Consider the following 13469-nt stretch of genomic DNA (forward strand, 5'->3'; position numbering starts at 1 on the left):
GCGGAGGGTCCGAAACTGCACTGCACCCCAAAAACGAGTGCAAAGTGCAAGAAGGTGCAATTTCGCCGCAGACTTGGACTGTCCAACGAAAAAACAGTCCAACGAGTCCAACTTCGCAAGGATCGGGGGCTGGCGATATCAAAGACCGAGCCGCGATTATAAGGCAGCTCGGCGCCCTGTATGGAAGAAGACCCGATCTTTTAGAAAATACATTCGAAGACAAGGGGTTGAGCATCGACATCATGTCAGATGTCAATGCTCGCGTGGTCCCTAGCGGCGAACCTCGACCGCCTGTCCATCGTACTGGATGGTCCTGGCCGGCGCGGCGTCGAAGTCACCCACATCGGCGCCCGGTCCGCTGACGAAGCGCACATTGATGGTGCGGTTCGCCGGCATGGTGGGATACGACCCCGTGCGCGCCCCGATGGTCAGGACGCCGGTCGCATCGTTCCAGGTCATGGGGATGTTGGAGAACTCGCCACGCTCATAGGCGTAGGTCGTGCCCTGATCCTCATAGAGGGAGAAGGTCCCGTTCGCGCCGGTGTAGATCACCAGGGTCAGCGGGCCGTCCAGCTTCTCGGCCGTATACTGGATCGCCGGGCCGGTGGGCAGGATGGAGCCGGCGCGGACGAAGACGGGGATCTTGTCGACCGCGGCCTGGACCGTGACCGAGCGGCCGCCCGCGTATTTCTGGCCCGTCAGCATGTCGTACCAGTCGGCACCTTGCGGGAAATAGACCGGGCGGCTGCGCGCCTTGTATTGCGTCACCGGCGCGACAAGCAGGGCGCGGCCGAACAGATACTGGTCGTTGATGTCGCGCGCCTTCAGGTCGGACGGGAAGTCCATGACCAGGCCGCGCATGATGGTGCCGTCGCGCTGATAGACGTCGCCCGCCACGCTGTAGATGTAGGGCATGAGGCGGTAGCGGGTGCGCATCTGCTCGGCATAGGCGTCGTACATCGGCGTGCCGGGCTGGGCCAGATTATAGACCTCGCGCAGCGGGAACTCGCCGTGCGAGCGGAAGACGGGAGAGAAGGCGCCGAACTGGAACCAGCGCAGGTTCAACTCGTCCCACTCGGCCTTGTCCTCGGGCTTCATGCCGGCGGGGTTGGAATAGCGGCTCTCGACCGAGAAGCCGCCGATGTCGTGGGTCCAGTTGGCCAGGCCCGACAGGCCGGTGTTCACGCCCGCCGAGATCTGGTCCTTCAGATTGTCCCAGCGCGCCACCACGTCGCCCGACCACAGGGTCGAGCCGGTGCGTTGCAGGCCGCCCCAGGCCGAGCGGGTCAGGATATAGGTCCGCTCGTCGCCCTGCTCGCGCCGGAAGTTGTTGTAGACGTTCTCGGCGTTGATCAGCGGATAGGAGTTGAAGACATAGGCGCCCGGACCGATGGCCGTCGGTCCCATGCGCAGGGTCCGCTCGGGGATGTCGAGATTGGAGTGCATGTCCGGTTCCACCGAATCCAGCCACCAGCCGTCGAAGCCCATACCCTTGAAGCTGTCGGACATCTGCTTCCAGTACAGGTCGCGGGCGGCGGGTAGATAGGGGTCGTAGAAGCTGTTCGCATAGCCGGGGCCGACCCAGTCGCGCGCGCCGACATCGACGTTGCGGGTGTACATGCCGCCGATGGCGTCCAGCTGCTTGTAGTGGTCGGTCGTCGGATAGAATTTCGGCCAGACCGAAATGATGATGTTGGCGTTCATGTCGTGAACGTCCTTGACCATCTGGGTCGGGTTCGGGAAGCGCGCGGGGTCGAACTGGTGCGAGCCCCAGGCGTTCTCGGGCCAGTAGAACCAGTCCTGAACGACGTTGTCGATCGGCAGGCCCAGCTCGCGATAGCGGCGCACCGTGTCCACCACCTCGGCCTGGGTGTTGTAGCGCTGGCGGCTCTGCCAGAAACCGTAGGCCCAGCGGGGCAGCATGACCGACTTGCCGGTCAGGCCGCGGTAGTTGGAGATGACGCCGTCCAGGTTGTCGCCGCCGATATAGTAGTAGTCGATGGCCGTGCCGACTTCGGAAGCCAAGCTGAGCGCGCCCTGGTCGGCGGCGGGCAGCGGGTCCTGGTGACGCAGCGAGATATAGCCGTCCTCGGGGATCCACTCGATCTTGATCGGCACGCGGGCGTCGGCGGCCATCTGGACCTGGAAGTCGTGGTCGAACGGGTTCCAGTTCTGGCGCCAGTTATCCTCGACCATCTGGCCGTCGATCCAGACCTTCACATAGCCGGACGAATAGAGGCGGAACTTGTGCAGGCCGGCCGTCGCGGTCTCCAGCGTGCCTTCCCAGACGACCTTGACGCCGGCCTGGCCGGGCTTGCCCATGTCGCCGGTCTGGACCGGCTGGCCCGGTTGCGACTTGAGCCCCTCGGGCCAGCGCGACCATTCGCGGATGAACTCGTAGTTCACCTCGGTCTCCTGGCGCTGAACCTTCAGCTGGTCGTTCTGATAGTAGCTGGCGGTGAGGCCCCCGAACCGGCCCGTGGCGTCGCGGACGATGAACTGGTCGGCGATCATGCCGTAGGGGCGCGGGTCGCCGAAGCGGGTGATGGAGTTGTTGTCCCACAGGACGCCGTAGTTGCGGCTGGAAACGACCAGCGGAATGCCCACGTCGATATTGTGCTGGGCCAGCTGAACGTCGTGACCCTTATAGTTCATCACGCCCTGCTGGTGCTGGCCCAGGCCGTAGAAGGCCTCGTCGGCGGGGCTTTCCCAAACCTGGCGCGTGGCCAGGAAGCGGTGGTCGCCCTTCTGGTCCTCGACGGTGACGGGGCTGAGCTCGCGGCTGCCGGGGCGTTCCTTCAACACCTCCTGGCCGTTCTCGTCGAGGAAGCGGACGGCGCCGGTCTCGCGCGAGACCTCGGCCGTGGCCTCGGCGGTCTTCAGCAGCACCACGTCGCCGCGCGTCTCGACCTGGAACGGAGTGGTGGTCGACGGCTGGGCCGTGACCATCAGGCTGGCGGGCAGTTCAAGGTCGGCGTTCTCGGTCGCGGTGACGCGGATGGTCTCGGGGCCATAGACCTCCAGACGAACGCGGCGGGCGGAGCCCTCGGCCGGAGTGACGACGATGCCGCTGGCGGTGCGTTCGAACGCCGCCTGCTGGATGGCGCCGGCGGAGGCGCCGTTCATCAGGCCCTGCCCCGCGCAGGCGGCCAGGGGAGCGGTCATCAGGGCGGCCAGGAACAGGCGGCGGGCGAGGGTCGGGATCATGGCGGGCGCTCGCTTTTTACTTATTCAGGGGTTCAGTAGGTGGCGGTGACGACGCGCAGCAGCTGCGGCCGGTCGGTGGAGAAGTTCAGGCCGTAATCGACCTGGTCGCCGTTCCAGATGCGTTCGAACACCCATTTGCCGGCGTCGTCGAAATGGCCTTCCTCGACCCGCAGCACCATGCGGCGCTTGCCGTCGGTCGAAGGCTTGGCGGCGAAGTCGATGCGGATGCGGTGGCCGGCCAGAATGAACTGACCCGGCTCGATCTCGGCGATGGCGATGGCGCCGTTCGGCAGGGCCGAGGCGGCGGGCACGTCGTTCGGATCGATGGGCTGATTGGTCGTGCCGAACTGCCAGCGCTGGTAGCCGGTGGTGGCGGTCCAGTCGCCCAGGTCGATGACCTCGGGCTTGCGGTCGTCCGGCTCGGCGGCGCCCCAGACCTTGCCCTCGAAGGCCAGACGCGCCCAGGTCCGCTGCCACGGGCCGATCAGGCGATAGAGGTCGCGGAAGGGCTCCAGCGTCTTTTCGGTGATCTCCTTGGCGCCCAGCGGATAGTTGGAATAGCCGGTGTAATCGATGCCGAACGGCGAAAAGCCGATGCCGCCGCGGCCCAGGGTCTCCATCAGATAACGGGCATACTGGGTGTCGCTGCCGGTCTCGGCGACGAACAGGGCGTTGTCGGGGCGGGTGTAGCGATCCAGATGGGCTTCGTATTCGCCGGACTTGCGCGTGTAGATGTCGGGAGACAGGAAATCGATGGACGGGGCCGCGGCCTGCCAGACCTCGATCACATTCCAGGTCGGACCGCCGGAGGCATAGGTGGCGGGATCCTGGTGGTTCGTCGGGTCGCGCAGGGCGGCGTTGACATACATCGGCAGCGGATATTCCGCCTTGCCGGCCGCGGCGACCACGCCGACGTAATGGCCGATGGACCAGGCGTGGAAGAACTCGTCCGCGTCCTTGCCGAACACGGCGGACCATGTGCCCGGCGCCTTGCCGGTGCGGTCCAGCAGGGCCTGGGGCACGGGGCCGTCGAAGGCGGCGCGGGCGACGGGCGAATAGTCGCGCACCGGGCCATAGGTGCCGACCTCGTTCTCTGGCTGGACCATGATGACCGTGCGTTCGCGCTCGTCCACCTGACGGATGTGACGCATCAGGGCGGCGAAGGCGCGGGCGTCGGAGGCCATCGTCTCGGCGCCGTAGGGCGACAGGGCGTAGCTTTCCTTGCCGCTCTTTTCGATCAGGTGCGGGAAGCGTTCGGGGTTCAGCTTGACCCAGGCGGGGGCATAGGCAGGGGCCGTGTTCTTCCAGGTGGCGAACCACAGGAAGACGACACGCATGTCGTTGGCGCGGGCCTGTTCGATGGCGTGATCGACGAAGGAGAAGTCGAAACGCCCCTCCTCCGGCTCGATCTGTTCCCAGCCGAGCGGGATCTGGACCGTGTTGACGCCCATGTAGCGCAGCGCCGGCCAGGCCTGGGCCAAAGGCGCGGGATAGTTGGACGAGTTATTGACCTGTCCGCCCAGGATGGTGAAGGGCGCGCCATCGACCATCAAGGCATGACGGCCGTCGCGGGTCACGAACTGGGGGATGGGCTCGGCGGCGAAGGCGGCGCCGGCGGCAGCGAGCGTTGCGGCGATGGCCAGGCCGGCCGTGCAGGCCTTGAGCATGCGGTTGCGGGTCATGGGCATCCCTTGCGTTGTCCCGAAACGAAATCGGGCGCCGCCGCTGACGACGACGCCCGGTCTAGGTTAGGTCAGTCGTCCCGGCTTCAGTAGCGGAAGCGGAGTCGCACGCTGAAGCGACGATCGTCGACCTGATAGTCGCGATAGCGGTTCTCGGTGATCTGATAGGTCTGGAACTCCTGGTTCAGGATGTTCTGTCCATCGAAGGTGATCGCCAGGGCCGGGCTGAAGTCGTAGCTGATCGACGCGTCCAGCACGCCGTAAGCCTTGCCGAAGATCGGCAGTTGGCCCGTGCCGACGCCCTGCGTGGTCTGCAGATAGTCGTCGCGCCAGTTGTAGGCGAGACGGGCGTTGAAGCCGTATTTCTCGTACAGGGCGACCAGGTTGTAGCTGTTCTTGGACAGGCCCGCGATCGGCACCGAGATCGCCGTGCCGCCCGTCTGGGCGTTGGCCGCCACAGTCGCCGCGTTGGAGTCGATGAAGGTGTAGTTGGCCTGGATGCCCAGTCCATCGAACGGCGACGGCAGGAAGTCGAAGAAGCGCTGACCGCCGACCTCGAACCCTTCCAGCGTGCCTTCGTCGACGTTGTTCAGGCGCGAGATGTTGAAGGGCACCTGCGGGAAGGCCACGCTGCCGTCCCGGAACAACAGGTCGTAGTTCTCGATGCCGGACTCGTTGAAGAACAGGTCCTTGATGTCCTTCTTGAAGGCCGTGACATAGACGAAGCCGGTCGGCGCGAAATACCATTCCGCCGCGATGTCCAGCGCATCCACCGTCTGCGGATCCAGGAACGGATTGCCCGTGGCGGTGCCCTGTCCGACGCCTTGCGGAATGACTTCGCCGGCGTTGGTTCCGTAGTTCGGGCTGATGTTGAAGCTGGCGTTCAACTGACCGAAGTCCGGCCGCGCCAGGTTGCGCGAGGCGGCGAAACGCAGTTGCAACTGATCCGTCAGGAACATCCGCAGGTTCAGGCTGGGCAGGATGTTGGTGTATTTGTTGCCGCCGACGATGGGCGTCACGATCGAGAGTGCGGTCGGGGCCGAGCCGGGCGTGCCCGACGTGAACGACGGATCGCGATAGTTGATCGTCTGGAAGCCGTCGGAAGCCGACTCGGTCTTGACGATGCGGACGCCGAGGTTGCCGTCCCAGTTCTTGCCGAACACAGTGGAGGCGAAGCGCACCACGCCGTAGGTCGCGTAGGTGGTTTCAGACACGTTGGAGACCTGGGCCGCCGGGTCGTCGAACGAACGGAATCCGACGTTCTGATTGAACGGCGCGCTGTTCAGGAAGTCGAACACCGACTGCGGGTTTCCGACCTGGCGCAGGCCGAACATCCAGACGTCGCCAAAGACGTTCTGGCCTTCGCCGTTCAGGAAGCTGTTGCGGAACGGGAACTGTTCGGCGACCTGCGGGAAGTCGGCCAGGCGGAAGCAGCCAGACGGGCTGGACCAGTTGGCGCAGGTCGTGCCGATGGCGGTCCAGGTGCCGAAGGTGGTCGAGCGGTTGACGGCGGTGCGATCCGTCACGCGAACGCCGGCGCGGAAGTCCTTGAAGAAGCCGCCTTCCTCGAAGTCCCAACGCATGTCGGCGCGACCGGCCCAGCTTTCGGCGTCGTTCAGTTCGGCATAGGGCAGGACGGCGGTCAGACCATAGTTCCTGATGTCGCCGTAGTAGCCGTTGGACGCCGAGAATTCGGGGATCGACGGACGGGTGTCGAAGTTGAAGACGTAGTTTCCGGGGAACAGCGGATTGCCGGCGCCGTCGCGCGGTCCCGACGTGTTGGTCAGGACGCTGGCCGTCAGGTTCATCGTCTGCTGATCAACCTTGGAGTTGATGTACTGCACGTCCGCGCTGATCTGGAGCCGATCCGTCGGGCGCCACTTGCCGCCGAAGGAGATGTCGGTCGTATCCGTCTGGCGCGTCGTGGCGAAGGTGACGCCATCGACACCCGGATTGACGAAGGAGCCCGAGGTGGCGAGACCGTCTTCGACCGTGAAGGTCGCGCCCGGCGCCAGGTCCAGCGGCACGCCGTTTCCGCCGTAGGCGAAGAAGGACAGGCCGTTGTCATGGAAGGTGTAGTCGGTGCGCAGGGCCTGCAGATAGAATTCGGTCCGGTCGTTCGGACGCCATTGCAGGGCCAGGGCGGCGCTGAAACGCTCGCGGTCGCCGAAGCCGACCTTGAAGCCGCCGCCGTTCGGCACGGCGATCTGCTGACCGGCGAAGCCAGGCACGTCGGTGCGGACCAGATAGGGTTCGACCACGTCCAGGTCCTGGCGGAACGAGGTCTCGCCATAGGACATGTTCAACAGGGCGCCGAACTCGCCGGCGGCGGTCTGCCAACGGTCGCTGGCCAGGAAGGAGGCGTTGTAGCCGTCGTCGTTGGCCAGGTCGTAGTGCGTGTAGGCCGCGCTGGCGGACAGCACATGACCCGGCGCATCGAACGGCAGGCGGGTCTTCAGATTGATGGTGCCGCCCAGGCCGCCTTCGATCATTTCGGCGGACGGGTTCTTGTAGACGTCCACGCCGGCCAGCAGGTCGGAGCCGACCTCTTCCCAGCTCAGGCCGCGACCGCCGCTGGCGCTGAAGATGTCGCGCCCGTTCAGTTCGGAGCGGACGTTGGTCAGGCCGCGAATCGCGATGCCCGAGCCTTCGCCGTAGTTGCGGGTGATCTGGATGCCCGAAACGCGTTGCAGCGCCTCGGCGACGTTGACGTCCGGCAGGCGGCCGATGTCGACGGCGGTGATGGAGTCGACGAACTGCTCGGAGTTCTTCTTGATCGACTGGGCCGAGGCCAGGCTGGCGCGCAGTCCGGTGACGACGACTTCGCCGACTTCGGTGGACTGATCGTCGTCAGTGGTGGTCGCCGGAGGCGTCGCCTCCTGCGCCACGGCGAGGGACGGCGCAGCCAGAGCCGACAACGAAAGAATCGACGCGCCGCACAGCAGTGCGAAGCGATTGGCGCGAGTGATGCGAGACATGAGTCTCATTTCCCTTCCCTCTGATGCACGCCGCGCTCTGAAGGCGCATTGACGAGCATCGCTCCCAAGACAACAGGCCTGCGTTCCGCTTGACCCGATTTCAAGGATGCAACAAGTTTCACAGAAAGAAAACAGTTTTCGGTAGCGCTAACATTTTTAGGATGACACCGATGCGGCCATGTATCGCATCGGGCGTTCGGTAGGTGAGGACCACGATGTCGGAAGACCACAGGATCAGGCGAATCGTCATCGTCGGCGGCGGCACCGCAGGCTGGATGGCGGCCGCCGTCATCTCGAAGAACCTTGCGCCGGACTATGCGCAGATCGATCTGATCGAATCGGCCGAGATCGGCACTGTCGGCGTCGGAGAGGCCACCATCCCGCCGATCCTGACGCTGAACCGGCTGTTGGGCATCGACGAGAACGAATTCGTCCGCCGAACCCAGGCCACCTACAAGCTGGGCATCCAGTTTCGAAACTGGGGGCGGCTGGGCCATGAGTATGTCCACCCGTTCGGCACCTATGGCGCCGACCTGGAGGGGCTTCAGTTCCATCAGCACTGGCTGAGACTGCGTGATCAGGCGGGGGTCGGGCCCATCGACGCCTACTCCCTGCCGATCATGGCGATGAAGGCCGGGCGGTTCGTCCGCACGGTCGAAGACCCGCGCCACGTCCATTCGCGCATGGCCTACGCCTATCATTTCGACGCCAGCCTGTATGGCGGCTTCCTGCGCGAGCTGGCGATGGCGCGGGGCGTCAACAGGATCGAAGGCAAGATCGTCGATGTGGCGTTGAATGCGGACAACGGCTTCGTCGAGGCCGTGACGCTGGACGACGGGCGGCGGGTCGAGGGGGACCTGTTCATCGACTGCTCGGGCTTCCGGGGCCTGCTGATCGAACAGGCGTTGAAGACCGGATACGAGGACTGGTCGCACTGGCTGCCGATGGACAGGGCGCTGGCCGTGCCGTGCGAGGCGGTGGGGGCGCCGACCCTCTTTACCCGCTCCACGGCGCACGACGCCGGATGGCAGTGGCGGATCCAGTTGCAGCACAGGACCGGGAACGGCCATGTCTACGCCAGTGCCTTCACCACCGAGGAGGCGGCGCGCGACACCCTGCTGGCCAATCTGGACGGCAAGCCGCTGGGCGATCCCCGACCGCTGCGGTTCGTGACCGGGCGACGCAAGAAGGCGTGGAACAAGAACGTCGTGTCGCTGGGCCTGGCGTCCGGTTTCCTGGAGCCGCTGGAATCGACCAGCATCCACCTGGTGCAGAGCGGGGTGACGACCCTGATGTCGCTGTTCCCGGACAAGCGGTTCGATCAGGCCGACATCGACAAATACAACGCCCTGATGCGCGAGGAATACGAGCACGCCCGCGACTTCATCATCCTGCACTACCACGCCGGCGACCGGGACGATTCCGAGTTCTGGCGCCATGTCCGCGCGACCGACATTCCCGACAGCCTGAAGGAGCGGATCGACCTGTTCCGCTCGCGCGGACGGGTGATGGGGCGCAATGAGGACCTGTTCGCCCACACCAGCTGGGTCGCCGTCATGCTGGGCCAAGGGATCATGCCGCAGGGTCACGACCCGATGGCCGACCAGACGCCCGCCCCCCAGATGGCCGCCCGCCTGGCCCAGATCCGCAACGTCATCCAGAGCGGCGTCGCGGCCATGCCGACCCACCAGCAATTCATCGACAAACACTGCCGGGCGGACAGCCCCGCAGCGAAGGAGCCCGCATGACCCCTTCCCTCGCCCGGCTGCTGTGCGGCGCGGCCCTGACCGTTCTGGCGACGACCGCCTCTTCGTTCGCACAGGCCGATCCGGCGCAACTGACCTCGCCCGACGGCCGACTGACCATCCGGGTCGAGACGGTCGGCGGAAAGCCGGCCCTGTCGGTCTTGCGCGATGGTCGCGCGGTGATCGCGCCGTCGGATATTGGCCTGACGCTGGAAAACCGGGTGACGGTGGGGGCGAACGAGACCTTCGCCGCCGCGCCGGTGCGCGAAGGGGTGGAGGACTACGCCCTGCTGGGGCGCGCGTCGCACGTCCGGTCGGCCTGGCGCGAGATGACGCTGAGTGCACCGACCGGCGACGGCAGGCCAGCGATGCAGGTCGTGCTGCGCGCCTATGACGACGGCGTCGCCTTCCGCTATCGCGTGCCGGCCGTCGGCGATGCGCCGCTGGGGGTGGTGGCCGAGAACACCCAGTTCGCCTTTCCGACCGACTACACCTGCTGGGGCCTGAACCTGGGCCGGTTCAACTCCAGCCACGAGGGCGAGTTCGATCCCATCCCTGCCTCTCACATTCGCGAATACAACGCCTATGACGCGCCGCTGGTGTGCGAGACCGCACCGGGCGGCCCGGCCTTCGCCATCGCCGAGGCGGACCTGAAGGCCTATCCGGGCCTCTATCTATCGGGACGCGGCGACGGCGGCCTGGGGGTTCAGGCCAAGCTGGCGCCCCGGCTGGACGCCCCGACCAGCGCGCCCGCCGTGGTAGCAACGGCGCGCGTCGGACAGGACCTGGAGACGCCGTGGCGGGTGGTCATGATCGGCGACCATGCGGGCGACCTGATCCAATCGACGCTGATCACCGACCTGAGCGAACCGGCCGCCTTCGACGCCTCCTGGGTCAAGCCCGGCAAGTCGGCCTGGGACTGGTGGAACGGCGGCAAGATCGCGGCCGTGCCGGACAGCGGCATGAACACCGCCACCTTCAAGGCCTTCATCGACTTCGCGGCGGCCAACGGCCTGCAATACGTGACCATCGACGAGGGTTGGTATCGCGGCGCGGGCGGCGGCGGCGTGGTGCGTCCCGGCGCGGACGTGACCCAGACCGTGCCGCAGATCGATATTCCAGAACTGGTCGCCTATGGCCGGTCCAAGGGGGTCGGTCTGTTCCTGTGGCTGAACTGGAAGGCGCTGGACGCCCAGTTCGATGCGGCCCTGGCCCAGTATCAGGCCTGGGGGATCGCCGGGATCAAGGTCGACTTCATGGACCGCGACGACCAGCAGATGGTCGACTGGTACCACCGGCTGTTGGACCAGGCGGCGCAGCATCGGCTGATGGTCAATCTGCACGGCGCCTTCCACCCGACCGGGCTGACGCGGACCTATCCCAACTTCATCACCCAGGAAGGCGTTCTGGGAGCCGAGAACAACAAATGGTCCAGCCGGATCACGGCCGAACACAACGTCACCCTGGCCTATACGCGCATGCTGCTGGGGCCGATGGACTATACGCCCGGCGGTTTCGACAACCAGACGCCAGAGACCTTCCGCTACAAGTTCCTGTTGCCGACCGTGATGACCACACGGGCGCATGGGCTGGCGATGTTCGTCGTCTATGAAAGCCCGTTGCAGACCGTCGCCGATACGCCGGACGCCTATGCCGGCCAGCCGGAGACGGCCTTCATCGGGCAGGTGCCGACGACCTGGGACGAGACCCGTTTCATCGCCGGCGAGATCGGCCAGTCGATCGTGCTGGCCCGTCGCAAGGGTCGCGACTGGTACGTGGGGGCCATGACGAATGCGGACGGTCGAACGGTCAGCCTGCCGCTGGACTTCCTGGGACGTGGACGGTTCACGGCGACCATCTACGCCGACGGCGAGGCGCCGAACCGGACGACGATCTCGACCCAGGCGGTCGAGGCGGGAACGACCCTGAGCCTGGCGCTGAAGCCCAGCGGCGGGGCGGCGATCCGCATCACGCCGCGCTGACGTGAAAAAGGGGCGGCTCGCGCCGCCCCTTCCCTGTCGTTCGTCAGGCCTAGTGGTTGTCGCGCGGCAGGCCGAATTGATCGATGATGCGGTGGTATTTGATGGCCGGTTCCAGCACGGCGCCGGTTTCCAGCTGACCGACAACCGCGCGCTGCATCTCCTGCCATGGGGTCTGGGAGGCGGGGTATTTGTAGCCGCCAGCCGCCTCGAACGCCTTGCGGCGCTCGGCCAGTTCCTCGTCCGGTATCAGGATGTCGGCGCGGCCGGTGTTCAGGTCGATGCGCACCCGGTCGCCGGTCTTCAGCAGGGCGATATTGCCGCCCGCCGCCGCTTCCGGCGAGGCGTTCAGGATGGACGGCGAACCCGAGGTGCCGGACTGACGCCCGTCGCCGATACAGGCCAGAGCGCTGACGCCCTTCTTGATCAGGTAGGACGGCGGCCGCATGTTAACGACCTCGGCCGCGCCGGGATAGCCGATGGGACCGGCCCCGCGCATGAACAGCAGGGTCTGTTCGGTGATGCCCAGGCTCTCGTCGTCGATGCGGTGGTGATAGTCCTCGGGGCCGTCGAAGACGACGGCCGGACCTTCGAAGGCGTTCAGGTCGTCGGGGTTGGACAGGTAGCGTTCGCGGAACTCGGGGCTGATCACGCTCAGCTTCATGATGGCCGAGTTGAACAGATTGCCGGTGAAGACAACGAAGCCGGCATCGGTCTTCATCGGGGCGTCGAAGGTCTTGATGACGTCGGGCAGCACGATCTCGGCGCCCTTGCAGTTCTCGCCGATGGACTTGCCGGTGACGGTCAGGGCGTCCTCGTTGATCAGCCCCTGTTTCATCAGTTCGGCCATGACGGCGGGCACGCCGCCGGCATGGAAATAGTCCTCGCCCAGATAGTCGCCGGCGGGCTGAAGATTGACCAGCAGCGGCACGTGCAGCCCTTGCGTCTGCCAGTCCTGCAGCGGCACATCGACGTGGGCGTGGCGGGCAAGCGCCGTCAGGTGGATCGGGGCGTTGGTCGAGCCGCCGATGGCCGAGTTGACGACGATGGCGTTGTGGAACGCCTCCTTGGTCAGGATGTCGGACGGCTTCAGATCCTCGCGCACCATCTCGACGATGCGCAGGCCGGTCTGATAGGCGACCTGGGCGCGCTCGCGATACGGCGCCGGAATGGCGGCCGAGCCGGGTAGCGACATGCCCAGGGCCTCGGCCAGCGAGTTCATCGTCGTCGCCGTGCCCATGGTGTTGCAATAGCCGACCGACGGCGCGGACGAGGCCACCAGTTCGATGAAGCCGTCATAGTCGATCTCGCCGGCCGCCATCATCTGGCGCGCTTTCCAGATGATCGTGCCGGAGCCGGTGCGCTCGCCCTTGTGCCAGCCGTTCAGCATGGGGCCGACCGACAGGGCGATGGCGGGGATGTCCACGGTGGCGGCGGCCATCAGACAGGCGGGCGTGGTCTTGTCGCAGCCGATGGTCAGCACGACGCCGTCCAACGGATAGCCGTAAAGGCTCTCCACCAGACCCAGATAGGCCAGATTGCGGTCCAGGCCCGCCGTCGGGCGCTTGCCGGTTTCCTGGATCGGGTGAACCGGGAACTCCATGGCGATGCCGCCCGCCTCGCGGATGCCCTCGCGCACACGCTCGGCCAGGACCAGGTGGTGGCGGTTGCACGGCGACAGGTCCGAGCCGGTCTGGGCGATGCCGATGATCGGCTTGTCCGACTGCAGCTCTTTGCGCGTCAGGCCATAGTTCAGATAGCGCTCAAGATAGAGCGCGGTCATGTCGGGGTTTTCCGGGTTGTCGAACCAGGCGCGGCTGCGGAGGGTCTTGGTCATTGATCAGGTTCTCGGGCCGCGAGGACAATGCGGCATATAAT

General features: G+C 65.9%; 6 protein-coding genes. 2 read left to right on the plus strand and 4 right to left on the minus strand.

The features are described from left to right. Positions 1–270: 270 nt before the first annotated feature. From ACQY72_RS04775 to ACQY72_RS04785, 3 genes are all read right to left on the minus strand, one after another. Positions 271–3207, minus strand: coding sequence for a TIM-barrel domain-containing protein (locus ACQY72_RS04775; RefSeq protein ID WP_428156118.1), 2937 nt, complete (start codon positions 3205–3207; stop codon positions 271–273). A gap of 32 nt (positions 3208–3239) precedes the next feature. Next, the gene (locus ACQY72_RS04780) at positions 3240–4889 is read right to left on the minus strand and encodes a DUF5597 domain-containing protein (protein WP_428156119.1); all 1650 of its coding nucleotides are present in this window, start codon (positions 4887–4889) and stop codon (positions 3240–3242) included. A gap of 86 nt (positions 4890–4975) precedes the next feature. Continuing rightward, a complete protein-coding gene (locus ACQY72_RS04785; RefSeq protein ID WP_428156120.1) occupies positions 4976–7867 on the minus strand; it encodes a TonB-dependent receptor in 2892 nt (963 codons plus the stop codon). A gap of 215 nt (positions 7868–8082) precedes the next feature. Here ACQY72_RS04785 and ACQY72_RS04790 point away from each other — a divergent pair, with 215 nt between their 5' ends. Both ACQY72_RS04790 and ACQY72_RS04795 read left to right on the plus strand, forming a co-directional pair. Next, positions 8083–9615, plus strand: a complete 1533-nt coding sequence (locus ACQY72_RS04790; protein ID WP_428156121.1) for a tryptophan halogenase family protein — start codon at positions 8083–8085, stop codon at positions 9613–9615. After that, positions 9612–11594, plus strand: coding sequence for a glycoside hydrolase family 97 protein (locus ACQY72_RS04795; protein WP_428156122.1), 1983 nt, complete (start codon positions 9612–9614; stop codon positions 11592–11594). The genes ACQY72_RS04790 and ACQY72_RS04795 overlap by 4 nt, the downstream gene beginning before the upstream one ends. A gap of 49 nt (positions 11595–11643) precedes the next feature. On the opposite strand, the gene ACQY72_RS04800 is transcribed toward ACQY72_RS04795, so the two are convergent. Next, positions 11644–13428 (minus strand): IlvD/Edd family dehydratase, encoded by a 1785-nt coding sequence (locus ACQY72_RS04800; protein WP_428156123.1) that lies wholly within the window; start codon positions 13426–13428, stop codon positions 11644–11646. Positions 13429–13469: the final 41 nt, after the last annotated feature.

The sequence above is a fragment of the Brevundimonas sp. genome, assembly GCF_965279155.1.
Lineage (GTDB): Bacteria > Pseudomonadota > Alphaproteobacteria > Caulobacterales > Caulobacteraceae > Brevundimonas.

Coding starts and splice junctions, on each gene's coding strand:
- ACQY72_RS04800 (WP_428156123.1), bottom strand. CDS start 13,428: ATGACCAAGACCCTCCGCAGCCGCGCCTGGTTCGACAACCCGGAAAAC.
- ACQY72_RS04775 (WP_428156118.1), bottom strand. CDS start 3,207: ATGATCCCGACCCTCGCCCGCCGCCTGTTCCTGGCCGCCCTGATGACC.
- ACQY72_RS04780 (WP_428156119.1), bottom strand. CDS start 4,889: ATGACCCGCAACCGCATGCTCAAGGCCTGCACGGCCGGCCTGGCCATC.
- ACQY72_RS04785 (WP_428156120.1), bottom strand. CDS start 7,867: ATGTCTCGCATCACTCGCGCCAATCGCTTCGCACTGCTGTGCGGCGCG.
- ACQY72_RS04795 (WP_428156122.1), top strand. CDS start 9,612: ATGACCCCTTCCCTCGCCCGGCTGCTGTGCGGCGCGGCCCTGACCGTT.
- ACQY72_RS04790 (WP_428156121.1), top strand. CDS start 8,083: ATGTCGGAAGACCACAGGATCAGGCGAATCGTCATCGTCGGCGGCGGC.